This window comes from Bacteriovorax sp. HI3 (genome assembly GCF_059738875.1).
Map to the genome: position 1 here is coordinate 185,720 of NZ_AP026946.1, position 22,843 is coordinate 208,562.

The 22,843-nt window shown below is 40.3% G+C and carries 23 protein-coding genes; 15 read left to right on the forward strand and 8 right to left on the reverse strand.

Annotation, left to right across the window (positions count from 1 at the left end; translation table 11 throughout):
- Window positions 1–175: 175 nt before the first annotated feature.
- Window positions 176–397, forward strand: coding sequence for a hypothetical protein (locus tag AC6JA8_RS00865; RefSeq protein ID WP_497975348.1), 222 nt, complete (start codon window positions 176–178; stop codon window positions 395–397).
- A 72-nt stretch (window positions 398–469) separates the two neighbouring features.
- Here the strand turns inward: AC6JA8_RS00865 and AC6JA8_RS00870 are convergent, their stop codons facing one another.
- From AC6JA8_RS00870 to AC6JA8_RS00895, 6 genes are read right to left on the reverse strand one after another with little or no spacing between them, the layout of a single operon-like run.
- The gene (locus tag AC6JA8_RS00870) at window positions 470–949 is read right to left on the reverse strand and encodes a hypothetical protein (RefSeq protein WP_497975349.1); all 480 of its coding nucleotides are present in this window, start codon (window positions 947–949) and stop codon (window positions 470–472) included.
- Window positions 946–1,761: a hypothetical protein gene (locus tag AC6JA8_RS00875; RefSeq protein WP_497975350.1), complete on the reverse strand. Its 816-nt coding sequence runs from the start codon at window positions 1,759–1,761 to the stop codon at window positions 946–948. Before AC6JA8_RS00875 ends, AC6JA8_RS00870 begins: the two co-directional genes overlap by 4 nt.
- 57 nt (window positions 1,762–1,818) lie before the next feature.
- Window positions 1,819–3,960, reverse strand: a complete 2,142-nt coding sequence (locus AC6JA8_RS00880) for an ATP-dependent DNA helicase RecG (RefSeq protein ID WP_497975351.1) — start codon at window positions 3,958–3,960, stop codon at window positions 1,819–1,821.
- Window positions 3,935–4,411 (reverse strand): transcription elongation factor GreA, encoded by a 477-nt coding sequence (gene greA / locus AC6JA8_RS00885; RefSeq protein WP_497975352.1) that lies wholly within the window; start codon window positions 4,409–4,411, stop codon window positions 3,935–3,937. Before greA ends, AC6JA8_RS00880 begins: the two co-directional genes overlap by 26 nt.
- Before the next feature lie 10 nt (window positions 4,412–4,421).
- Window positions 4,422–4,712 carry a hypothetical protein gene (locus AC6JA8_RS00890; RefSeq protein ID WP_133566639.1) on the reverse strand — a complete coding sequence of 97 codons (291 nt, stop codon included), beginning with the start codon at window positions 4,710–4,712 and terminating at the stop codon, window positions 4,422–4,424.
- Between the two features lie 17 nt (window positions 4,713–4,729).
- The gene (locus AC6JA8_RS00895; protein ID WP_497975353.1) at window positions 4,730–5,230 is read right to left on the reverse strand and encodes a hypothetical protein; all 501 of its coding nucleotides are present in this window, start codon (window positions 5,228–5,230) and stop codon (window positions 4,730–4,732) included.
- A gap of 64 nt (window positions 5,231–5,294) precedes the next feature.
- Here AC6JA8_RS00895 and AC6JA8_RS00900 point away from each other — a divergent pair, with 64 nt between their 5' ends.
- The 5 genes from AC6JA8_RS00900 to AC6JA8_RS00920 all read left to right on the forward strand — a co-directional run bounded on the left by AC6JA8_RS00900 (window position 5,295) and on the right by AC6JA8_RS00920 (window position 15,133).
- The gene (locus tag AC6JA8_RS00900) at window positions 5,295–7,010 is read left to right on the forward strand and encodes an ABC1 kinase family protein (protein WP_497975354.1); all 1,716 of its coding nucleotides are present in this window, start codon (window positions 5,295–5,297) and stop codon (window positions 7,008–7,010) included.
- 171 nt (window positions 7,011–7,181) lie between these two features.
- Entirely contained in the window at window positions 7,182–11,237 is a 4,056-nt protein-coding gene (locus AC6JA8_RS00905) for a hypothetical protein (protein ID WP_497975355.1), read from the forward strand.
- Window positions 11,221–12,342, forward strand: coding sequence for a hypothetical protein (locus AC6JA8_RS00910; RefSeq protein ID WP_497975356.1), 1,122 nt, complete (start codon window positions 11,221–11,223; stop codon window positions 12,340–12,342). The genes AC6JA8_RS00905 and AC6JA8_RS00910 overlap by 17 nt, the downstream gene beginning before the upstream one ends.
- Window positions 12,343–12,350: 8 nt before the next feature.
- Window positions 12,351–13,421: an S-adenosylmethionine decarboxylase gene (locus tag AC6JA8_RS00915; RefSeq protein ID WP_497975357.1), complete on the forward strand. Its 1,071-nt coding sequence runs from the start codon at window positions 12,351–12,353 to the stop codon at window positions 13,419–13,421.
- Window positions 13,418–15,133 (forward strand): spermidine synthase, encoded by a 1,716-nt coding sequence (locus AC6JA8_RS00920; protein ID WP_497975358.1) that lies wholly within the window; start codon window positions 13,418–13,420, stop codon window positions 15,131–15,133. The genes AC6JA8_RS00915 and AC6JA8_RS00920 overlap by 4 nt, the downstream gene beginning before the upstream one ends.
- Here AC6JA8_RS00920 and AC6JA8_RS00925 read toward each other — a convergent pair.
- Window positions 15,130–16,182 carry a GNAT family N-acetyltransferase gene (locus AC6JA8_RS00925; protein WP_497975359.1) on the reverse strand — a complete coding sequence of 351 codons (1,053 nt, stop codon included), beginning with the start codon at window positions 16,180–16,182 and terminating at the stop codon, window positions 15,130–15,132. The genes AC6JA8_RS00920 and AC6JA8_RS00925 overlap by 4 nt on opposite strands.
- A gap of 248 nt (window positions 16,183–16,430) precedes the next feature.
- Here AC6JA8_RS00925 and AC6JA8_RS00930 point away from each other — a divergent pair, with 248 nt between their 5' ends.
- The 3 genes from AC6JA8_RS00930 to AC6JA8_RS00940 all read left to right on the forward strand — a co-directional run bounded on the left by AC6JA8_RS00930 (window position 16,431) and on the right by AC6JA8_RS00940 (window position 19,389).
- Entirely contained in the window at window positions 16,431–17,279 is an 849-nt protein-coding gene (locus AC6JA8_RS00930) for a flagellin N-terminal helical domain-containing protein (protein ID WP_102241987.1), read from the forward strand.
- A 203-nt stretch (window positions 17,280–17,482) separates the two neighbouring features.
- A complete protein-coding gene (locus AC6JA8_RS00935; RefSeq protein ID WP_497975360.1) occupies window positions 17,483–18,319 on the forward strand; it encodes a flagellin N-terminal helical domain-containing protein in 837 nt (278 codons plus the stop codon).
- A gap of 74 nt (window positions 18,320–18,393) precedes the next feature.
- The gene (locus tag AC6JA8_RS00940; protein WP_497975361.1) at window positions 18,394–19,389 is read left to right on the forward strand and encodes an SDR family oxidoreductase; all 996 of its coding nucleotides are present in this window, start codon (window positions 18,394–18,396) and stop codon (window positions 19,387–19,389) included.
- 11 nt (window positions 19,390–19,400) lie between these two features.
- On the opposite strand, the gene AC6JA8_RS00945 is transcribed toward AC6JA8_RS00940, so the two are convergent.
- Window positions 19,401–19,937: a hypothetical protein gene (locus AC6JA8_RS00945; protein ID WP_102241990.1), complete on the reverse strand. Its 537-nt coding sequence runs from the start codon at window positions 19,935–19,937 to the stop codon at window positions 19,401–19,403.
- Between the two features lie 446 nt (window positions 19,938–20,383).
- Between AC6JA8_RS00945 and AC6JA8_RS00950 the strand changes: the two genes are divergently transcribed.
- The 6 genes from AC6JA8_RS00950 to AC6JA8_RS00975 all read left to right on the forward strand — a co-directional run bounded on the left by AC6JA8_RS00950 (window position 20,384) and on the right by AC6JA8_RS00975 (window position 22,780).
- Window positions 20,384–20,575 (forward strand): Flp family type IVb pilin, encoded by a 192-nt coding sequence (locus AC6JA8_RS00950; protein ID WP_497975362.1) that lies wholly within the window; start codon window positions 20,384–20,386, stop codon window positions 20,573–20,575.
- Window positions 20,576–20,689: 114 nt separating this feature from the next.
- The gene (locus tag AC6JA8_RS00955; RefSeq protein WP_497975363.1) at window positions 20,690–20,911 is read left to right on the forward strand and encodes a hypothetical protein; all 222 of its coding nucleotides are present in this window, start codon (window positions 20,690–20,692) and stop codon (window positions 20,909–20,911) included.
- Window positions 20,912–20,913: 2 nt separating this feature from the next.
- Entirely contained in the window at window positions 20,914–21,423 is a 510-nt protein-coding gene (locus tag AC6JA8_RS00960; RefSeq protein ID WP_497975364.1) for an A24 family peptidase, read from the forward strand.
- Window positions 21,393–21,728: a Flp family type IVb pilin gene (locus tag AC6JA8_RS00965; RefSeq protein ID WP_497975365.1), complete on the forward strand. Its 336-nt coding sequence runs from the start codon at window positions 21,393–21,395 to the stop codon at window positions 21,726–21,728. The genes AC6JA8_RS00960 and AC6JA8_RS00965 overlap by 31 nt, the downstream gene beginning before the upstream one ends.
- Window positions 21,715–22,251: a hypothetical protein gene (locus AC6JA8_RS00970; RefSeq protein WP_497975366.1), complete on the forward strand. Its 537-nt coding sequence runs from the start codon at window positions 21,715–21,717 to the stop codon at window positions 22,249–22,251. Before AC6JA8_RS00965 ends, AC6JA8_RS00970 begins: the two co-directional genes overlap by 14 nt.
- 1 nt (window position 22,252) lies before the next feature.
- Complete coding sequence (locus AC6JA8_RS00975) at window positions 22,253–22,780, forward strand: hypothetical protein (protein WP_497975367.1); 528 nt, start codon at window positions 22,253–22,255, stop codon at window positions 22,778–22,780.
- Window positions 22,781–22,843: the final 63 nt, after the last annotated feature.

Here is a 22,843-nt window from a genome sequence, read left to right on the forward strand (position 1 = left end):
TATCACTCGGGTATTTTTGGACAAAAACACTACTTGTCCAGGCAAACCGGGACACAAAAACCGTCGTGTCTAAAGATGTCCATAAGAGTGAAGGGTGAGGATTATGTTTGATTGACGATAAAAAACAGAAGCGATTAGATAGCGCCTCATTAATAACTTGTCACAGGAGACACACATGTTAAAAGCTGTATTACTTGCTACTCTAGTTCTTGGTTCAACTCTATCTTTCGCTAACGAAGCAGACGTTAATGACGTAGCTTTCGAAGCTGCAGAAACTCTAGCTGTTGACTGTCCAGCTAACTACGAATCTCAACCATACTACGTTTGGAGCAAAGAGCTTCGTAAGTTCGTATTCGCAGGATACAAATGCGTAAAAGTTATCGACCACAAGAACTAATTAATTCCCCCCTTGCGAATTAACTAGTTGCCGGCAGAGATAGATTGTTTCTATCTCTGCCTTTTGCTGTTTTTACTCCAGAGCTTCGCCTTCTCTGTTACATTCAGGAATAATGTAATCTTTTGAGAAGAGTTTATAGCTGCGGTCTTTTAATTTCGCCATAATATCAATTTCATATCTAAGAGGGATTTCCGCTTTTACACTAATTTCTTCTGCATTTCTTTTCCTTGAAGGAACTTTTGCCATGTAGGTGCGGCTCCTTTCAAGAATTTCATAACTGTCTTTTTTATCATCGCCAGTATAGATACTGCGGGCATTGATTGTTCGAAGAGTGTCTCCACTCACACAAACTTCCATGACATCTACGGCAACCGTAATTTTCTCTTGTGAAACAAAGTGAATTTGAGGAGAGGCTATTTCCAGTCTTGGCGAGCGTTTGATTTCGCTCCATGAAGCACTAAGTGTGCTACCACCATGACTTCCTCCTACGCCTGGAAAGGCAGAAGAAGTAAAACCTAATGTAAGTACCATAAGAATTAATGATGTTTTCATTTTTCGACCTCAATATTGAGAGAGTCTGTGGTCATAAAGGTGAATGCCCTAATAGAACCAAGATTATTTTTATTTGAAGAGAGTGCAACTTTTTTTCTAAAGGCTTCCTGATCAATTTTGAGCCATTGTTTATAAGCTTCATCCGAAAGGCCTTCGGCATACAAACCCATAAAGTTTTGATCGAGCAGATCGCCATTGATTTTTTTGACGTGATTTAAGGCAAGATGAGTCCCAAGATTGATAATGCTTTCGGGTCCAAAATTGGCCTGGTTTTTACCTAATTCATAGACCTCAAAGCCACTTTCTTTTAAGACCTGTTGTTTGAGCATTTTTTCTAAAATGCTTAAACCGTAATGGCCAAAGCGAGTGAGAAGTTCATTTTTACTAAGTGGACCTGTTCCGCAGAGGATATAGATTTCCCCAAAGACCGGATTTTTTGCCAGCTCCTGATCAATGCCAGAGCTGAATGTAATTTGCTCTGTCAGGAGTTGAGGATTGGATTGCACGAGATAATTTTTAATAACTTCAGGTGCGAGATCCAGGATTTTTGCATCGTCATTCTCATCCAGAATGTAGCGGTAAAGTTTGAAGATTGTCATGTAGCTGGCACGATTTTCTTCATTGAGAAGTCTATTGAGTGTTTTTTCGTGGATAGATGTTTTGACCGAGATGATTTTGAGACCTTTTTTAGGGTCTTTGAACTGGGCCAGAAGGTCTTTTAAGTCGGCAGCAACTTGCGAGACGACGGGGTCTTTTTTTGAGAGAGTTGGAAGAGGCTTGGCCCCAAGAGATGTTTCAATCACTATTTCCATGGCAGTGGGTATAGCAGATTTTTACAATTCAAAGGTGGGTCTTATAAAAATTACTTATTAAACGGTCGTAAAAATTCGCGAATCAGATGAAAACTTCTCCAGAAGCCTGCTGATATCCGGGTCCTGAGCCTTGATTAATTCAAAGGCGTCTTCGCGCGCCTGATAAAGAATGTCGGCGTGTAAAACGATATTGGCCAGGCGTTTTTGCGATAAACTACCAGACTGGTCTGTCCCAAAAAGGTCACCTTCGCCACGAAGTTTTAAGTCCTCTTCAGCGATTTTAAACCCATCCGTGTTGTTTTCTATGACTTTTAGTCTTTCCATTGAAAGAGCAGAAATCTTTTTATCGTTAACTAAAAAACAAAAGCCCGGTTTATCTCCGCGACCAACACGTCCACGCAACTGGTGCAGGGAAGAAAGGCCGAAGCGCTCAGGGTTAATAATCGCCATGATCGTAGCGTTTAAAACGTTGATCCCAACTTCAATAACACTGGTTGAAACTAGAATATCAATATTGTGGGCCTTAAAGTCGGTGAACATTTTTGCTTTTTCATCGGGCTTCATCTGGCCATGAAGTCCTTCAACGCGAAATTTGGGGAAATACTTGCGGTATCTTTCCAATGTGTCAGTCAGGTTGTGGAAGTCCTGTTCGGCACTTTCATTAATGGCCGGAACAACGACATAAACCTGTTCATCAAGAGAGAGTCTGGTCATGAGAAAGTTTAAATACTGTTGATAAGTCTCTTCTGTCACGATTCTGGTTTTGTGGCCTTTGCGTCCGCTTGGCATCGTTTTAATAGAAGAAATATCAAGGTCTCCATACTGAGTTAGACTCAACGATCTTGGAATCGGAGTCGCTGACATAATCAGGCAGTGAGTGCCCTGACCCTTACTGGTTAATTTAATTCTTTGATCGACACCAAACTTATGTTGTTCATCAATGATGGCCAGGCCTAGCTCTTTAAACTGAATAGTTTCTTGAATCAGTGAGTGCGTCCCAATGATAAAATCAATATCTCCGCTTAATAAATCGGCCTGGATTTGTTTTTTCTCTTTTGCAGGAGTGGAACCAAGGATCAGGCGGAATTTCACGGTGTCGTCGCCAAAAAGTTCGCGGGCCGAAGCGAAGTGCTGCATGGCCAGGGCCTCGGTTGGACACATGAGTGCAGTTTGACCGCCATTTTCGATAACGATCATAGCAGCGATCATAGCGACAGTTGTCTTCCCACAACCGACATCACCTTGAACCAACCTCATCATCGGGTGCTCACTCTTTAAATCGCGGCGGATGTCCTGAAGGGTTTTGGCCTGATCGACAGTCAAATCATAAGGGTAGAGTTTCGCAAATGATGAATAGACTTCTTCACTCACTTCGTATTTTTTAGCTTTAGGTTTTTTAAAGTATTTTCTTCTGAGATAAATTTTTAATTGGTCTTCAAAAAATTCTTCGTAGATCAAACGGCTCTCGGCACGTTTTTCTAAATCAGCATTGGGCTTAATTTTGGCGTGAATCACTTTGAAAGAATCGCCAAGAGAAAGGAAATTGTTTTTAGTCATTAAACTCTTTGGCAGAGTTTCAGGGATATTGTCCCAAAGATTTTTAGGGATCTTATCAATGAACTTTTTAATCTGCACACCCGGGACAGTGTTCACTGTTGGGTACTGGATTTTTAGTTCATTGGAAACAGTGACAAAAGGGGAAGGATCATCCGGAGTTTCCAACGGGAAAAAATCCGGGTTAGCGAATTGGTGTTGACCGTTAAAAACAGAGGCTTCACCCATGAATTCGATATAGGTGCATTTAGAAATTTTTGAAGTGACTGAGCCGTATGAGTTAAACCACTTGAGGGTCAGGATTTTATCTGAGAGTAAATCTTGAACGTGCACCATGATATTATAAAGCATGGCCTTCCCGCGACCGCGGATGCGGAAATTGGGTTTAGCTTGAACGTTTAAAACTTTGGCGCGCCCAATGAAAATGCGTCCCTCTTCGATGTATTCAAAACTGCGAAGGGGAGGGAGTTCAACAACTCTCAGAGGAAAAACCCAAAGAAAGTCAGAGATTTCAGTGATGCCAGCGAGAACGAGTTTTTCGTAGGATTTTTTGGAAGCTTTACCCAGCAGGTCTTCAAGACTTGAAGACCATGCCAGTTCTTTCTTTGATGTTTTTTTCTCAGTCAACGAATTCAAATGATTCAATCTCGTATTCAATGTCACCTTTTGGTGCTTTCACGATAACTGTATCGCCTTCTTCTTTTCCGATAAGCGCTTTACCTAATGGGCTATTGTAGGAAATTTTATTGTCGCGGATATCAGATTCATCTTCGCCAACAATTTTATAAGTAATATTAACGTTCTTTTCCACGTCTAAAAGAGAGACAGTTGCACCAAAAACAACTTTTGTACTTTTGATTTTGCTGACTTCAACAACGCGCGAGCGCGCCAGGATACCTTGAAGTTGAGCGATACGCCCTTCAACGATTCCTTGTTTTTCTTTAGCTGCATGGTATTCAGCGTTTTCTTTTAAGTCACCCAGTTCACGGGCTTCGGCAATCGCCACTTTAAGCTCTTCGCGTTCAACTTTTACAAGTTGGTTAAGCTCAGCTTCTAGCTTGTTTTTACCAGCTAATGTGATTGGCAATTCATCCATGGTCGTAATCCTATTTTTTAAAAAGTGAAGCTGCGTGGTTAATTAAGTCTTCCTTTGATGTCCCAGCTTGAGATCCATCTGAAAGATTGAAGTAGTCACAAAAGTTGGCCTTTTCTTTATCGACGATTCTATCGGCGTTCGATTCTCGGCACTCGTTGTAAACCTTCGGGTCATAGAAAGTACACATTCTACAACAATGCAGGCTCGTAGAGCAATAGGGGCACTCCTCAGTTCTAACGATCTTGAAGGCTCCTAAAATGGGAATGGTTTTATGGCAGTGATAACAGGTAATATTATTCATTTACTCAACCATTATGATTAAAAGGTCCATTGCTGCACAAGACCTAATTTAATATTAGAAAAATTGATCTGACTTTGCGATGCTTCCGGGCTGAAATAAATCTTTGGAAGATTGCGCTTATTGTACTCTTCGATGGCTTTGTTCAGGTTGGTTTCGTTAGAAACTTCCAGTGTTCTCGCTACAAGAAAGTTCACCAGGATGGTTGTGGTCCCGGCAATGATAAAAAGCCTGCGGTCTTCAGAATTAGAATTAAAAAATCCGTAGAGCAAAAGCCCTGTTCCTGCAGTTCCTAGCACGGCTGAAGGCCAGCGGATGCCTGAATTTTTTTGGTAAGTGTTGAGGTATTGTAAAGCGATTGGATCTTTTTCCAGGTGGTAGCGCAGTCCTTCACCTTTTTCAGAAGTGTTTGAATCGATCAGGACTTCCTGGTAGTTGATAATGGCCACGCGCGAGCATGTTTCAACAGCGTGAGCACTGATCGAACTAAAAATAAGCAAGAAAATCAAAAAAACGCGCAAAATCACCTCAATTGTTATTATTTTCGATTATAATATAGGCACATCTCATTCAAAAGGTTTTTTCATGGATTTGATTAAAGCTGGTATTGGAATTTCAAAAACAATCAGGAACGTCGGTCGACTTCAGGAAATCGTCATGGTTTTTGCCAGACACGGTTTTGATGAATTCATTACAAAAAATACTACTAATAAAATACCAAATTTTGTTTTACCTAAATCTAAGAAAACGATCACTCAAGAACTTGCGGATAAGTCGGAAAAAGATTGGAACCAGGTGTTGGGATTTCGCCTGCGTAAATGTTTTGAAGAATTAGGGCCGGCCTTTATTAAGTTCGGTCAGTTACTAAGTTCTCGCGATGATCTTTTCCATCCATCTTTCCTTGAAGAAATGAGGATGCTTAGAGACAAAGTTAAGCCAGTTGAATTTGAAGATGTAAGATCCAGCATCGAAAGAGCTGTTGGGAAAAAAGTTGAAGACGCATTTAGCTCATTTCAAAAAGAGGCCATCGGCACGGCTTCAATTGGAGTTGTGTACAAAGCTGTTTTACACGATGGCACTCCGGTTGTTATTAAAGTCAGACGTCCAGGAATTGAAAAAGAAATCGAAACAGATTTTTCTATCCTGATGTTTCTTGCCATTCAAGCAGAGAGAGTCAGTAAAGAACTTAAGTACCTGGGGATCTCTCGCGTTGTAAATGACTTTGCCCTGACACTTCACCGCGAACTAAACTTTCATGTTGAAGCCCTGAACTGTGAGCGCTTAAGAAAGAACATTGAAAAGCATGATGACCAGAAGATGTATTACATCCCAAAGGTTTTCAAAGAGTATTCGACAGAAGACGTCCTGGTGATCGAAGAGCTCATTGGTATTCCTTTCTCAGATAACGAAGCGATTCTTTCAAGAAAGAGCGAAGTGATCCCAAAGATGGAATACGGAGTAAGACTTTTCTTAAAGACGTTTTTAAAAGATGGCTTCTTCCACGCTGATCTTCATGGTGGGAATTTCTTTTATCTTGAAGATGGAAAAATCGGTCTTATCGATTTTGGGTTGATGGGAAGTTTAAGTAAGAGTGGACGCCATCATTTTATTGCTATTATTTATGCCATTCTTTCATACAATTACGAAAACCTGGTTTATGAATTTTTAGATGTCGCTGAATACGAGACAATTCCAGATACAGACGCTCTTATCCGCGATGTGCGCGAATCATTAAGCCCATTTGTTGGGCTATCAGTAAAACAGACAAATTTTTCTGATCTTTTAGCTGTTGTTTTAAGCACGCTTAAAAAACACCAAATATATCTTCCGCGTGAGTGGTACATCATCTTTAGAGCTCTGATCACTCTTGATGGTGTAGGAAAGCAATTGGGTATTGACCTAAACATTTTCGGGATCCTTGAAGGAGATATCGAAGAAATCATCGAGAGCACTTTTAGTAAAGACGAACTTCTAGAAGAAGCGGCCTGGGCCGCAAGAGACCTAACATCTACCATGCGTGTTCTTCCACGCCATATAAAGTGGTTCCTGCGCGACTTCGCTAAAAAGGGCTACGCCATTGAAGTTAAAAATACCGGGTATGAAAGAGAGTTTAATGCTGCTGTTGGGGCGATCACTTTTATGGGATTTGCACTGGTGGCTTCAGTCATGTTCTTTTCAGGTATCTTTATAATAGGAGCAAAAGATATCTCTCACTGGAGCCAGATTCCTACAGGAAGCTGGATCATGTGGAGTATGGGTATCCTATTGTTCTCTTCAGGTATTGCCAGCCTTCGCCGCTAGGGAAAGCTGGCCAAAATCTCTATTGCCAAGAAAAAGAGTCGTCTAAAAATCGGTCAAATTCCATCGGGCATTCATCGTTTCAACCGCTTAGGTAGGAAAAACATGGATGTTGTTTACCCCAATCACATAAGCCCTTAAAATATAGTTATAAATATTGATAACGAGGTACGTATGCTAAAAATCTTAATTTTGTTTACCCTGACTTTGAATATCGCCTTTGCAAAGGATCGATTTTCAAGTGACGACAGAAAAAAATTTTTAGATGAAGTGAAGCAAGAAATTGCAGAACATAAAGTTGAGAATAAAGGACGCGTTGATCTTCAGATCATTAAGCCAGGTCTTTATGCTGAACTTGAAGAGTACTTAAAACAAGAGAAATTCACTCGTGATGAGATGCTTAAAATTAAACAGAACTATGAAGCATTCTCAAAAAATCCAGGCGTCTCACCAGATAGAGTAGAAGAAGCTTTTTATGCTTTCATCGAAAGAGAATTAGATGACATTAATAAGAAAGCACTGGCCAAAGTAGCAGAAGGAAATGTTTGTAATACTTGGAGCTGTGAAGACGGTCTTAAGTGTGCACCAGATCCAGTTCAAGTGGCGATTGGTAGAGGAAAGAAGGCCGGAGATAAATGTGCTGAAAACGCAGAGTGTGCTTCTGGCGAGTGTGTTGAAGAAAAAGCAGGCTCAAAAGTAAAAGTATGTGAAGAAGTCTTCCGTTGTTATAGACCACTGGCCCTTGGTCAGTCATGTATGGCCAACCCTGTTTGTGGTGTTGGTATTTGTCTTCCTTATAACTCACAAACTTCTGGAATTGGAGAGTGTGAAGTTCAAGGTAAATCTTGTAAGAAAAATTCTGACTGCTGTTCAAATTCATGTAATGGTGGTGTATGTAAGGCAAACTTTATCTGTAAAGACTGTGTAAGCACAGGTGGTAAACCTCAAAGAGGACAGAAATGTTGCGAGGGGCTTTATATGAATGGTAAAGGCGTATGTGTTCCAGACGTTCCACCTTCAGTTATCCCGCAAGTTCGCGTTTCACCAATCAAGTCAATCTTTGTTGCTTTCGCGAGCTTCTTCATCTCAACGGCAGATGCAGGGGAAATTGAAAAAATTCAGAATTCATTTGACCAGCTAATGGCCCAACATGAAGATGCACCTGTTGGTTCTACTTTCACGTGGGGATCTGGAACTCTAAAAGTTCTTCCAACTGGTAACGTTCTTTATACTCCTGTCGGTGGAGGCACGAGCGTTGAACTAAGTGAAAAAAGTAATATTATCAAAGTTGCTAATAAGTCAGCTGAGCTAAGACAAAACATCATTCAAACTTATGGTGTTGACCCATTGGGGACAAGTTCATCAAATGCAGCGAATGCTTCTACTCTTGAAACATTAAAGAAAGCCGAAGCTCAATCGCTTAATAACGGTGCATCGACATCGGTCAATGTTTCGGGTTTTGGTAATGTCACTCTGACAAATTCAAGAACTGAAGGCTCAGGAGACAACCAGACGACGATACCTTCTTCTATCACTACGGCCAGTGGAAAAACATATTCACCAGCGAGTGAATTCTTTGCTAGTAATGAGTATGCAGCGATGACTGGTAGTAAGCTGAATGCTGATGACTATAAGTACCTGGCAGAAGAGCTTGAAGCTGCGACAAAAACAGCTCAAAGTTCTACTGGAGCTAAAACGGCAGCAGAAGAACTGGAAGACGAAGAAAAGTTCCTTAATAACGGTGCTAAAAATGACGGACTAGACCTGAAGTCAGGGATCATGTCAGATACAGAAAAATATAAAAACTTTCGTGCAGAATCTAAGCAAGGAAAAGCTCTGAACATGGATGAAAACAAAGCGAAATTAGTCTTTGATAAAAAGTCTAACTTCGTTACATGTGATATCCGTTTCAGAGATGACTTTTATAATGGTCTAAAAGAAAACGGAACAATGGACCGCGAGATTGCGATGCTGGCCTTTGACTTTGTTATGTCAGGGGAAGCTGATGCGGACTATTGGACGACAAATGGGAATGCTGACACTTCAATTTATGCACGTTTAAAAAAGGTAGCTGCAAACCACAAGCTAGTTCGTGCGGATACAAATAAGAAAATCGAAAACATCAATAAAAAACTAACTTGTATGTGTATTGATGTTCAAGGTTACAACAAGCAGACTGACGAATCGAAAAAGACATTCTTTAGAGAGAACTGTGAAGAGTACGCTAAGTACACAGACCCATCAACAAACTTCGATGAGCTGGACGGTGATGCTTCAGGTATTAAAGCAAAACGTCTTCTAACAGTGTGGACATCAAACCTTTCATCTTTTTATGCTTCACTGACAATCGATAACAATGAAGCTTATACAGCTCTTAATAAAGTTTCTGGCTGGGCAAGTTCAGAAGCTAAATGGAGAGATACAAAAACAAGAAAATATGAACTATTTAAGTTCAACATTAAAAATCCTAGTGGAAGTGTGGCCGGTCTAGGGGCCCTCATTGGTGCTTTATTAGCTGCCGGGGTTATTGCTATCCTTGGTGGATTTGCTACAACTTCAATTCTTTCGACATGGATGACTGCTGGTATTATCACAGCTTCGGCCGCAACGGGTGCCGGAGGATTGTGGATGATTGCTTCCCTTAAAGGTGCATGGATCCAGGTTGGACCACAGATCAATGACTATGACATCCCTCCAAGAAGTTATTCTTGCGGTAAGAAAGAAACATGTATGGAGTATACGAGAACTCTGGTTCAGCCATACAACGATATCTGTAAGATCCACGCTTCAGCGAGCGCGTGTTTAAAAGCTTTCACAGTTATTAGTGAAGATAAAGAATCTCGTTACATCGTTGACCCATGGATTCCAGCTGGAGTTTCTAGAAATGCGATCCTTTCTAATCAGCCAGTTTATGCTGAAAAGATTGAAGAAGGATTCCAGGCCGCTAAAAATGCCATGATCATGAAAAACCCAGGTGCAACTGGTGGTGGTGGTAAAAAAGGTGGCGGTAACTTCGTATCGGAGCTTTACCTGTCTGAAGTATTCATCGACGCCAACATCCTTGGAAGTTATCTTCCAAGACTTGGACAGGATTTAGAAAAAACTTATTTCATGAATCGCGATAAAGTGAAGCTAATTAAAGATGCTGCAAAAGCTTTCGCCATCAGTGAAGGATTCTTAAAAGAAACTGAAACAGCAAACCTTGAAGCTTTTGCTAACTATGCTTACGAGTACCACTTCCTATGGCCGAAGAAATCGAATCCAGAAGAAATCAGTTACCCAACGATCGGTCTTCTAGATTACCTTCGTTATATGGCAGTTGATATCTCAGGGACTCTGACAACTGGTCTGGCAAAAGAGACAATTAGTTTAAATAAACTGAACGCTCAGTACCTGAAAGATTACTTGAATAACTTAAAGCTTTATGCGGATAAACCAACAAACCAGTTAGATGCAGTTAAAAAAGCACTTCTGGCTAAAGAGATTGATAAAACGCAAAAGGCCCTGGATAACCTTCTGACAATGAATGCTCTTATTGATAACTCTGCCCTTGATGGCCAGTTATCGAATTTAAGCTCAACGACAGTTGCCGAGCAATCAAAACTGGCCGGTGCTAACGGGTCAGCTAATTTTTCAACAGACCAGGCGAACTTCTTAAAAGCGGTTGGTAACTTGAGAGCATCAAGAAAAGAGCAGCTAAAGGCACTTGATACTTATAATAAGGCGATGGCATCTAACGGAGATAAAGAGCGTACTGCTAAAATGGCAGCGACTTCTAAGAAGTTCAGTAAGAGTTTTGCAACAGGAAACTCTTCATTTGGAAGTGGAAGCTCATTGTTTGCTGGCGGCAACTCTTCAGGATCTAATTCTGATTCAAATGCTGCGAAAAAAGATGCTAAGAACATTTACGGTGCTGGATCGAACTCTGGTTATGGAACATCTGGAACAGGCGCTCTGTTTGGTGGTGGATCAGGATCATCTTCATCAAGCAGTTCAAACAACAACACTGCAGACTCTGGATCGGGCTCAGGATCGGGATCAAGTGCAGCATCGAGCGCAGACCAAGATAGACTAGCAGACGCAATCGATGCAAGAAATAAAAACAAAGATAAATATCAGTCCAAAGATGGTCAGAGTTTATTTGAACAAGTAACCAATGCTTATATCAGAAACTACGATAAAGTATTGATCAGAAAGAAAGACAAGGATGTCATTGAAGACAAACGATAATAATGAATTAAGCTCGAGAATTGTTAACTTAGATTTCTTACGCGGCTTTTTCATTCTCCTGGCATTACAACAACATTTCACGTACTACATTAACATGTGGTACGTGGATTATTTTAGAGACACCATGGCCTTGACCAGCACCTACAGTGTGCATTTTCCCATGATCGGCAAACAAATTTCCAGCGATACATTGAACTATTGGTTTGCTATGGTTTTTACTCCATGGGTAAGCCAGGTCTATCTGACTATGGCAGCTTTTAACCTGGCCAGAAAAGATCAGCTCTCTTTTGGAGAAAGCCTGGGTTCAAGGTTTAAAGTCTTCGGTCTTATCTTTCTTTACTTCGTGTTTGAGAACTTTATTGTGGCCCCTAATTTCGGGCAGGCGATTTCATTTTATCCAATTATGTTGTGGATGGTGGTCCTTGGGGCGCTATCCTTAGTTTATAAATTCCTGGGAATCAGGGGAGTGTTAGTTTTGACCCTGCTTTCTTGCCTACGTTTTATTATCCCGGTAGAGCTTATTTCTGATTTTTTTGAATCAATGGTAAGAAGCACGATCCATCCAGGATATGAATACGATGCGCGCCTGGAGTATTTCATCCTGTCAGGATGCTTAGGTTTTATTATGGGCTATGTCCATTACCATCTCCCGATGTATAAACATAAAAAAGATTTTTTGTTTGCCGGAATGGGGCTTCTTTTAGTTTTAATTTATGTTCTTATCGGTGATAAGTTTGTCATGTACCGCGATGACTTTTTCAGGACTGAGCACGACCTTGCCCGCACTTTTTCAGGAACAGCTTATGTCCTAGGTGTTCAGGCAATCGTGATTTCGGCCTTTTTGTGGCTAGAGAGAAGAAAGATTATTTTCAACGTCCCACTACTTAACTGGATGGGAATTTATTCTTTGATGATCTTTGCTCTTCACCGCATTCTTTTTGTGAAGGTCATAGCACCAACGAGCGTTATGTTTGGCAGCTTGTTTGGGAGAGTTTTAACTGCTTCAACATTCGAAGTTTATATCTACATTTTTATTACATTGGCCCTTTGTTATTTTGTTAGAGTGTCGCCATTAAGTGACATTATTCTGCAAAAAAGAAGATAGGTAACAGTATGGACACGAGGTCCCAGCATTTGTTATTTGATGCCGTCTGTGAGCGCGATTTCACAGCAGCGGATATCGAACACATAAAAGATGTCATTGAAAAAAATCTGACGGTGGTGAGTAAAATTGAACATAAGTTTACTCCGCATGGAGAAACGATTGTTTTCATCCTGGCAGAGTCGCATTTTTCATTGCACACTTACCCGGAAAATCGTTTTATCTCGCTGGATATTTATGTCTGTAACATGGAAACGGACTTAAAGAAGATCGTTAACGAAATCTCTAAGGTTGTGCCTTTTGAGAAAGTAGACCAGCGTTTTCTTTCTCGTGGGAAAATCGGGACACCTGTTACTTCCAACAATTTAAACTTGATTTATCTTGTAACGGTCATAACTGCTTGCTGCAGTATTCTTTATGAACTTCTTTTAGCTCAAGCTCTTTCAACGACAATGGGGAATACGGCCCTTCGCTACAACACAACGATCGGTCTTTATATCGCAGCCATGGGATTTGGTGCCCTTCTCTATAAAAAGTTTGTAAAACGAGATGTCCTGGAAGAGTTTGTTAAGTATGAGCTTCTTCTTTCTCTAGTCGGTGGATCGGCCCCTGTCCTGGCCTTGGTTTTCGATTATGCTTTTAACAATATCGCTAAAAGTAGTGGAGTCCCGTATTTTTCAAACTGGATTCAAATGCCACTCTTTACTCTAAATCACGTTTTAATTGTGGTGATTGGTTTCTTGTCAGGTCTGGAGCTTCCGCTTCTGATTGATATGGGAAAAAAATTTGATAAGAGAAAGGGAAGTTACGTTTTAGCCTACGATTATTTTGGAACGCTTATTGGAGCGATTCTTTTTCCTATTATGATTCTTCCTCAGTTGCATATCTTCACCATTGGTTATGTCGTTTCAGCGATGAATATCCTGGTGGCGTTATTTGTGATGATTAAACTTAAAATTGACAATAATAAGTACAAACTCTTTATTGCTATAATGCTTATTGGATGGGTACTCTTGATTTTCAATTCAGACACGGTCAATGAAATGATTATCCAGAAATTTTACTTTGGTGGTCAGCCATGAATAATAGACAAGCTGTAAAAATTGAAATCCTGGCCATTACCATTATCCTGGCCTTCTGTAGTATCGTCTACGAATTGCTTCTGGCCAACACACTGGCCATCGTGACTGGTAATTATATTTGGTGGCAGTCGATGACCATCGGTATTTATATCGGAGGTCTGGGGCTTGGCGCCTATTATTCAGATCGTCTGCGCGATACTTATAAGAGCATTGTTAACACTGAAATCGTTCTTTCATTCTTTGGGATGATCAGTGTTGTGTATGTCTACATGCTTCATGGAGGGTATAAATACATTGATAACTTGTTCTTCTATACAGGAAATTATCACTCGAGTATTTATCTACAAAATCTCTTTGCATTAAAGATTGTCTTTTTTGTCATGGTTCAGGCCCTGACATTTTTGATTGGTTTACTCTCTGGGTTTGAAATTCCACTAATGGTAAGAATTGCAGAAGAAAAACTAGGTGAAGAAAATGATAACGAGTACCAGATTTTTGGTATTAACTACATTGGAACCCTGGTGGGGACAACGTTTTTTGCATACCTTCTTCTGCCTAAATTAGATGTTATTAAAACGTCAGTGGCAGTGGCCTTGTTAAACCTTGCCGTTTGCGTTTACTTCATTGTGAGATATTTAAAAGTTAGTAAGAAAATTTATTATGCCTTTTCATGTGCCATTTTAGTGTTGGGTATTCTCATTAGTAGTAGTGAGCACAAGATCACTCAGACTTACTTAAAAATTTTCTACTATATGCCTAAAATTCTAGGTGAGAGTAAGCAGGAAGTTGAAAATCTCTATCATAAACTCGATCGCTTGCCAGAAGTTGAGCGCTCAAAATCGCTTTACCAATACCTGGATATTTTTAGTTACCCATTTGTCTATAACGGCGAGGTGAAGGACTCGACGATTTTAACCCTAGATACAAACTTCCAGTTCAATACGGCCACAGAGTTTCTTTATCACCAGGCCTTTGCTCACGTTTCAATTGCAGTGAATAAGAAAGTGCCTAAAAAAGTTCTGCTTTTAGGTGGGGGAGATGGTCTTCTTTTACGCGAACTTTTAAAATACGACGAAATTGAGTCAATCGACTTCATCGAATTAGATGAAAAGATGCTCGAATTGGCCAAAGGGCGTTTTGCTGAACTTAACCAGCACTCTGTTTCTAACCCTAAAGTTAAAGTCCATATCAATGATGGTTTTTACTTTTTAAGAAACACTAATGAGAAGTTTGATGCTATTTTTATCGATTTCCCTTACCCAAACTCATACGACCTGGCGAGGCTTTATAGCGTGGAGTTCTACACGTATGTTAGAAAGGCCTTGAACCCGGATGGATTTGCTATTTTAGATGCTCCTTTCTTCGATAAAGAAAACGAGATCAAAGATAACATTCGTGGACGAGTCATGGTGACGACGATCTTTAATGAAAGAAACCTTCTCAATAACAGTGTTCTGGCGAGCACATTCTATTACGCTGGGTTTAAGACATTCTTCCCTTACCGCATTGCTGATGAGTCTTTTTTATTTGTAAAACAGGATGCGGGGGCCATTGATTATGACTTCATGGAGAAGTCGGATCTGTCGCGTTTAAGTAAAGAGACGATTATTGAAATGAACAATATCAAAAATCAGAACTTCCCTTATGAGATCTCTTTAAAGCACATCAATTCGATTTTTAAGCCGGCCGTGGTGAAGAGAAACGAATTCTAAATACTGTCTGTCCCTGTAATATATGGGGACAGCAGGAATTTTTCAAACTCCACAGATGGACGAGGTCCAAATAAGTACTGCAGGAAATCCTGATGAGTGGCCTGATATTCTTTTTGTTCAAATTTAAATTTGATCTGATCGCCGGTCATATCATAAAGCTCTAAAGAGCCTTCACTGGTTTTTTGCAGGAATTCTTTTAAGACCTGATAGTTTCCAAGGCGCATAAAAGCAGTAAAGAAGATGTCTTTGTTGCTTGATAGAGAAAGCTCGCTTTCAGGAAGCCAGGTTTTAAAACGCTGAAGAGTTTTCATAAGAGAAAGGTATTGATCGGGAAGGCAGCCAATTTCATGGATAATGTTTGAAAGGTCTCTTCCTTTGTTTACACAGAAGTATTGCTCTAAAACACCATCTGGATTTTTCCTGATATAAAGATCAATAGAAGTCATTTCTTTAATGATGGACCATTCTTTTTCTTCTCTGATAACAGTAAAAAAATATTTTTCATTAAACTGTGAATACACACTTCTTAGAGAGTCGAAATCTTTAGGAGAGAGATCTTTAAATGTTGTTTTTTGAAATCCCACCGGGCGGTCATTGTTAGTGAAGACAGCGTGTCCTGTTTCAATTAGCCCTCCACTTAGATGAAAACCAAATTTCTCATAGAGGCCGGTGATTTCACTCCATAGAATAAAAAGAGCACACTCTTTAGAGTGTTCATTTAAAGCGTGATTCATGAGTCCCTTAAAAAGATCTCTTCCTCTATACTCTTTCACTGTGGCGATACCACCAATGAAAGCGACTTTGATTTGGTGATTATTTTTTGTCATCACTCGAGGGCAGACTGCTAAATGTGAAACCACTTGATTGGTTGCTGTATCCACATAAAGATAACAATTTTCAAAATTAAGTGGGTCCATAAGCAGAGCGAAGTCGCGCGCGAAGGAAAATTCACTAGAGTAGTGGAATTCCTTCTCTATGAGAGCGATCACACTCTCAAAATATTCGGGATTAGCAGACAACGTAGTAAGGGAAAATGATGAATCATTCATATATGTCTATTTTAAAGGCAATTAACTTCAAAAATGACCAATTTTCTTTCATCTTTTTTGGGTGAGGTTTTTTATCAAGTACCAGTTTTGTAATAAAAACAATGACTTGTGGGTGAAAAAATGTCTAAAAAATAGTCATTTTTTTCTAAAGTTCTTTTGAGATGTCGACGAATAGTTAAACATGAAGCCGTGGGATGATTCCCACCGAGAGACATGATGTTTCTCACACCAGAAATCAAGGAGGATGTATGGGACTTCGAATTAACACGAACGTTGCGTCGTTAAACGCACAAAGGAATCTAGGTTCAACTAGAATTTCTATGAACAAGTCTTTGGAGAAACTTTCTTCAGGGCAAAGAATCAACAGAGCTGGTGACGATGCTGCCGGTCTCGCAATCTCAGAAAACTTAAAAGCACAAATTAAAGGTCTAGGACAAGCGGAAAGAAACGCTGAAGACGGTATCTCTCTAGTTCAAATTGCGGAAGGTGCATTAGGGGAAGTTTCAAACATCCTAATCAGACTTAGAGAACTAGGAGTACAAGCTGCTTCTGATACTATCGGAGCAACTGAAAGAAAGTTCCTTAACGTGGAATTTGAACAGTTAACTTCGGAAGTTGACCGTATCGCAAACTCGACAGAATTTAACCGCGTACCACTTCTTAACGGTACTGGTGCTGTGTTTGATATTCAAATCGGAACAAGAAACGATCCTATCTCTGACCGTTTAACGTTTGATGCTTCATCAGCTGACGTTAACGTAGCAGCTCTAGGTCTAAACCTTGCTTCAGTATCTGACAAAATTTCAGCTCAAAACTCTCTGACGTCAATTGATCAAGCGATCATTTCAGTATCAGGGATTAGAGCGGACTTCGGTGCTCTTCAAAACAGACTTCAGTCGACAGTAAACAACATTCAAACAAGTGTTGAAAACCTGGCTGCTGCAAACTCTCGTGTAAGAGACACAGACATCGCTGCAGAAACTGCAGAATTAACAAAACAGAACATCTTAATGACTGCTGGTACATCGGTTTTAGCGCAAGCGAACTCAAGTACAAACAATGCATTGAGCTTGATCCAGGCTGCATCTCAGCGTTAATAAACGCTGAGGCATCTTCCACGCCTGCAAGTGTGAGTTGAATGCACAACAGTTTTAAGGATGAGAATTAAACTTTTGAGTAGTTGCTAAGTTTAGTTAATGGATACGTGTGTACTTTAAAATTTAAAAACAAATAATAACAAATTTTCTGAACAAGATGTTCGGAGTATTACCAGGAGGGTTTGCGTGACAGGAGAATAACAATGGGATTAAGAATTAATACGAACGTGCCTTCGTTATCAGCACAAAGATCTCTAGGGATCAATACAAGAAACCTAAACGATAACCTTAGAAAGTTATCTTCAGGGGAGCGTATTACTCGCTCAGGTGACGATGCAGCAGGTTTAGCAATTAGTGAAAACTTAAAAGCACAGATACGAGGAATGAGACAAGCTAAGCGTAACGCTGGCGACGCTGTTTCACTGTTACAAGTGGCAGAAGGTGGGATGAATGAGATTTCTAACATCATTATCAGACTTAGAGAACTTTCAGTCCAAGCCGCTTCTGATACAGTGGGACCTACAGAGAGAGGTTTCTCAGACATTGAATTCCAAAATCTCAAAGAAGAGATCGACAGAATTGCAAAGTCTACAGAATTCAACGGAATCAAACTTCTCGATGGTTCAGGCGGAAAACTCGAATTCCAAGTTGGTACTAAAAATGATCCAGTCCTCGATAGACTTCACTACGATGGATCTGGAGCGGACGCAACCCTCAAATCACTTGGTTTGGAGATTGATGGGGTGTCGACGAAAGAAGGAGCACAAAGTGTGCTTAAGAAGCTTGACGATGCGTTGGTGCAAATCAACGGGACTCGTGCAAACTTTGGTGCCCTTCAGAACAGGTTGCAGTCAACTCAAAACAACCTTGAGATCAGCGATGAGAACTTATCAGCTGCCAACTCAAGAATTAGAGATGTTGATGTAGCTTCTGAAACTGCCGATATGACAAAGAATAACATTCTTCTGTCAGCAGGTATTTCGGTGCTATCGCAAGCGAACCAAGCTCCAAACACCGCTTTAAAACTACTCAATGGATAATTCTTAGGAAAGTTGCTCCGAATGGAGCAACTTTCCTTATTTTCGTTTATACTAAATTAAAGAGGAAAAAAGTCATGTTTGATTTAAACAGCTCCATGGATAAAAGAAAAACAGTTCTCATTATGGGAATCACTTCTTTTGTTGGATCAAACTTATGTGAATTTTTCCGCAAAGATTATAGAGTCGTAGGAACTTATCACCGCAAAGGCCAGCCAATTCCAGGTGTCCTTGCTCTTCCTTGTGATGTTTTAAATAAAGATGAAGTGCAATTAGTTCTTTATGCTTTTAAGCCGGATATTGTTATTTACTGTGTAGGCTTAACAGGGCTTAAAGAATGCGCTGATATGCCAAATGCCTCAGATGCACTCAATTCGGCAGGGCTTTTTAACGTTGCCGAAATCGCTCCCCGTTATGGAGCAAGAGTCATTTATCTTTCTTCGCAGTTTGTATTTTCCGGGGCCAATAAAAACTACAATGAAATGGACAACGCCGATGTTATAACTCAATACGGGAAGTCTCAGGCATCTTCAGAATTCTATCTGCAAAAGTCATCACTGAACTATCTCATTGTCCGTTGCTCTAAAGTTTATGGAAGAGGAGTCAGCCCGCTTCGCGAGTCTTGGTTTGAAAAACTACAAAGAAACCTGAAGGCCAATCAATCGGCGATTTACGATGACTTTGTTCACCAGGGTTTTGTTGATGTTTATTACCTGGGAATGGTTTTAAAAATGTGTATTGATAAGAATGTGGCCAATAGGTTGATCCACTTCGCCTCTCAAGACAACATGACTTATTATGAGTTTGCTAAAACCTATTGTGAAATATTTCACGAATCAGAAAGCTTAATCAACAAAGGTAAGTGGCATCTGCCAATCTTAAAAAGCACATCTGTTGAGAGAGTGGATGAGCACCTTCACTACAAACTTGATGTTTTGAACATTGAGGGTCTTTTAAAAATCAAAATGCCGACAATCCGCGAGTCGCTGGAGTTTACACTTAAGCGCTTAAATGGAAATCGCACACCCGCTAAAGGTGTCGTGAACAAGGGCGAAGGTCTATCGTTTATTTAATGCCGTTCTAGCTAGCGAGCAGAGTTAACAATGAACTCTGTTAAGTAGTGGCGAACCATCGCATCCAGGTCGACAACTTCATTGTTAAATCGCCATGTGATCTTGTTAAAAGGTCCCATGTGCGCTCTGATTTCATGAATCGTTGTTGAGCCGAATTGGTCGTTGAAAGAAAGGCGTGCACCGTAGATGTCTTTGCCGTTTGCTAAAAATCCAATAGAGATACAATCGTTAGCTTTTCTAGCGAAAATTAAGCGAAGTGAATTTCTAAACAGCATGAAGTCATTAACAGTATTTGAAATTTTAAAAAGCTTGATGGCCGCACTTGAATTGCTGCGTCCACGATACTCATTAAATTTTGTCATGTAAGCTTCGAAGCGATCGCGAATATCATTCATCAGTGCAATTGAAGATTCTTCAAGTAACAGAGCAGGGTTTAGATGCCCGTTGATGTTAACAATACCTGACTCATCCATGTTGATTTCATCCATGGCTAAGTTTTCAATCCAAGAGTAGTTAAGTGGCTGGTATGTTTGATTATTTTCGATCATAGAAAAATGATCGGTGTATAGGGGCTAGCTGTCAAGAATTTAAAGGGGCCTAGTGGTGGACTTACTTATCAGGTTCCGCCCATTTTTGAATAGGTGGCTGCAGTTAGTAGTCTCTTTAGGCTTCTCACTGAAAAATCCCGAGGGATTAATATGAGCTTGCTCACCGTGACCAGGGACCGCTCCCGAATAAATCTTTATAGAGGAACCAGCTTAAATGCCAACTCCTAGACCCACTTTCAGTATACACCTTTGGCAATTGACCCTCTAGGAAAGTTTTTTCCATGTAAGTGTTTTTAATAGGTTAACTAAAAAAAAGCCGAAATGTCGGGGATTCGGTAAAGAAATCCGACTCTAATGGTAAAATAATAGAGCAAAGAGCTAAAGATCCCGTGTGAAGAAACCGAGGAGTATCTTGCGTGAATTTCGTAAGTGCAGGAGACACTAGTATGAAGAAGTTAATTGCATATTTGAAGGATGAGAGCGGACAAACATCTACAGAGTACATCCTACTCGTAGCTGTTGTTGCGATGATCATCTTTAAATTCAAGAAGACCGGGGGAGATGCCCTTGATGGTCTAACGACTAAAGTATTTGGTAAAGCATCAAGTATGGTTGACGGTATCGACGTAGGTAACTAGTCGAAGACTTTCGCCGTTTTGATTCTCTTTTGCCTTACTTTTCTACTACCGTGTAGCAGTCGGCAACATATGCCTGCTGTTGTCTCTTTCTCCTCAATCTTTGATCCTTAAATTATGAAATCTAAAATCCGCATGAGGGCCTCTGGTCAGGCCCTCATCGAATATCTGCTCATATTTTGCTTTATGACGTTTATTTCTATCAGCATGGTAAAAGGGCTGAGTAAGACCATGTTTGCCTCTGTAGGGGCCATTGGCTATGAATTAACGGAGCAACTGACAGTGGGGGTCTGTAAGGAGCTTTGCTTCTTTAAAGGCTATGTTAATCAGGAAGAGTAAGCATGCTGCCAATTGTGGTCTATATTTTTATTTCCATCCAGCTGCTCTTTGTTGCTTACATCGATTTTAAATCCAAGAAAATTTCCAATATGTGGATGCTGATTAATTTTTTATTTTTCTGCCTCCTGACCCTCATCTTCCCTCACATTTACGTCTGGTCTATTCATACATTTATTTTCCCGCTGATTTTTTTACTGGTGGGTTTCATGCTCTTCATCATGAACATTATGGGGGGAGGAGATTCAAAGTATCTTTCTTCGCTGTATCTTTTAGTGCCAGTGCAGTTCCAGGAAACGACTTTTACTTATCTGCTATATGCAACGGTTTTAGTAGGAAGCTCACTACTTTTATTTAATGTGCTTAAACACCTTGATATAATCATAGTTCATTTTAAAATGAGAGATATCGCCGGGATCAAGAGGATCTTTGGTAAGAAGTTTACTTATGCACCAGTAATCTTTATCGCTTGGATGTGGTTCGGATGGCAAAATTACAAAATTCTTTCTTTCTAAAAGACGAGAAAGGGCAATCCGTTGTCGAGTACATCCTGTTACTGGTCGTCGTTAGTGCACTTACGATCACTGTGCTTAATAATAAAAAATTCAAAGAATTTGTCGGCGGAGAAACCGGTCTTTTCGTTGCTATCAGAAAAAGCATGGAGTACTCATACCGCTACGGAAGAGAGCTCAATGCAGATGCAGATTACGATGCAGCGATGAGCTTTAATTACCAGTCTAATAAACACGACACTTATTTTAATACCAAAGAAAACACTTCACGTTTTTTTGGTGGGGCGGAGCCTTATGGTAAAAAATAAGTTCCGTCAGAATTCTGGGCAGTCGACGATAGAATTTCTTATGACGTTTACAGCGGCCGTGGGATTTATTTTCGTCTTTTTAAAAATGGCCCTGAATTATACTGATGGGTACATGGTTCATCATGCTACTTTTCTTGCAGCTCGCAGTTATCTGGTCACAGATGCTGACCGCGATGATATTGACGAAGGCGACCGCCTGGCCAAAACAACAGCGGAGAGAGTGTTTAACTCCTATCTTCCTGATGGACTGATAAAGGGAGTTACCGGCGGTGATTTAAAAGAAAACAGTCCAAACCCGACAATCACCAAGTATCGTGCTTTTGTTGGGCTTTACATTGAATACGCCCAAAGATTTTCAATTGGTTTTGTCGGTGGAAAATCCAATGTTAATTTCAGGTCGGAAGCTTTTTTAGGAAGAGAGCCAAGCAGGTCTGAATCAAAACAACAAGTCTGCGCAGCGATCAAATCACTGGGGCTGAGCCGTTGTGACGTTCATGTCACCCTGGAAGATAATGGGGGATGATATGAAGAATGTTTTAAAAAACCAGAAAGGTCAGGCAATCTTTGAACTCATCATCTTTTTGCCGTTCCTTATTTTTCTCTACACGATTTATTCGACGACTGGAAATGCGATTAATGGTTCAATCAACCAGCAAAAAGCAGTGCGCGGGTACTTTTATGGACTACTGAGGGGAAATTCTTATATCAATACCACAACTGACTTGGATGAATTTTCAGAAAAAGCTATTTCTGTAGTCGGGTTTTCGGCCCTGGGATGGAGAGAGAAATCGGCCTCTGGAGGGCAGCGCTCATTTGCTCCATGTTTTAAATTTTCTTCACTCCTAAAAAATGATTCGAGCGAAGAGTGTGATTCTAAAGAACGAGACGAAGACAATGACGGACAACCTATCAGCCGCTATGTCCGAGTGTTTACGTTTTATGGAATATGTGGCCCGGTTTACACCAAGATCTCCGATGGGGGAGCTGGTAATTACTACGATATCAATCCGGCCCAACAAAATAACCCCGGAAACTGCATCCTTTCCAACTAGGCTCTACTAGTCAAATTCTTCCCTTCCGCAAATTTTTTCCTAAATTTTGTTACTATTTAAAAA

Coding starts and splice junctions, on each gene's coding strand:
- AC6JA8_RS00865 (WP_497975348.1), top strand. CDS start 176: ATGTTAAAAGCTGTATTACTTGCTACTCTAGTTCTTGGTTCAACTCTA.
- AC6JA8_RS00870 (WP_497975349.1), bottom strand. CDS start 949: ATGAAAACATCATTAATTCTTATGGTACTTACATTAGGTTTTACTTCT.
- AC6JA8_RS00875 (WP_497975350.1), bottom strand. CDS start 1,761: ATGGAAATAGTGATTGAAACATCTCTTGGGGCCAAGCCTCTTCCAACT.
- greA (WP_497975352.1), bottom strand. CDS start 4,411: ATGGATGAATTGCCAATCACATTAGCTGGTAAAAACAAGCTAGAAGCT.
- AC6JA8_RS00890 (WP_133566639.1), bottom strand. CDS start 4,712: ATGAATAATATTACCTGTTATCACTGCCATAAAACCATTCCCATTTTA.
- AC6JA8_RS00900 (WP_497975354.1), top strand. CDS start 5,295: ATGGATTTGATTAAAGCTGGTATTGGAATTTCAAAAACAATCAGGAAC.
- AC6JA8_RS00905 (WP_497975355.1), top strand. CDS start 7,182: ATGCTAAAAATCTTAATTTTGTTTACCCTGACTTTGAATATCGCCTTT.
- AC6JA8_RS00915 (WP_497975357.1), top strand. CDS start 12,351: ATGGACACGAGGTCCCAGCATTTGTTATTTGATGCCGTCTGTGAGCGC.
- AC6JA8_RS00920 (WP_497975358.1), top strand. CDS start 13,418: ATGAATAATAGACAAGCTGTAAAAATTGAAATCCTGGCCATTACCATT.
- AC6JA8_RS00925 (WP_497975359.1), bottom strand. CDS start 16,182: ATGAATGATTCATCATTTTCCCTTACTACGTTGTCTGCTAATCCCGAA.
- AC6JA8_RS00930 (WP_102241987.1), top strand. CDS start 16,431: ATGGGACTTCGAATTAACACGAACGTTGCGTCGTTAAACGCACAAAGG.
- AC6JA8_RS00935 (WP_497975360.1), top strand. CDS start 17,483: ATGGGATTAAGAATTAATACGAACGTGCCTTCGTTATCAGCACAAAGA.
- AC6JA8_RS00940 (WP_497975361.1), top strand. CDS start 18,394: ATGTTTGATTTAAACAGCTCCATGGATAAAAGAAAAACAGTTCTCATT.
- AC6JA8_RS00945 (WP_102241990.1), bottom strand. CDS start 19,937: ATGATCGAAAATAATCAAACATACCAGCCACTTAACTACTCTTGGATT.
- AC6JA8_RS00950 (WP_497975362.1), top strand. CDS start 20,384: ATGAAGAAGTTAATTGCATATTTGAAGGATGAGAGCGGACAAACATCT.
- AC6JA8_RS00955 (WP_497975363.1), top strand. CDS start 20,690: ATGAAATCTAAAATCCGCATGAGGGCCTCTGGTCAGGCCCTCATCGAA.
- AC6JA8_RS00960 (WP_497975364.1), top strand. CDS start 20,914: ATGCTGCCAATTGTGGTCTATATTTTTATTTCCATCCAGCTGCTCTTT.
- AC6JA8_RS00965 (WP_497975365.1), top strand. CDS start 21,393: ATGGCAAAATTACAAAATTCTTTCTTTCTAAAAGACGAGAAAGGGCAA.
- AC6JA8_RS00970 (WP_497975366.1), top strand. CDS start 21,715: ATGGTAAAAAATAAGTTCCGTCAGAATTCTGGGCAGTCGACGATAGAA.
- AC6JA8_RS00975 (WP_497975367.1), top strand. CDS start 22,253: ATGAAGAATGTTTTAAAAAACCAGAAAGGTCAGGCAATCTTTGAACTC.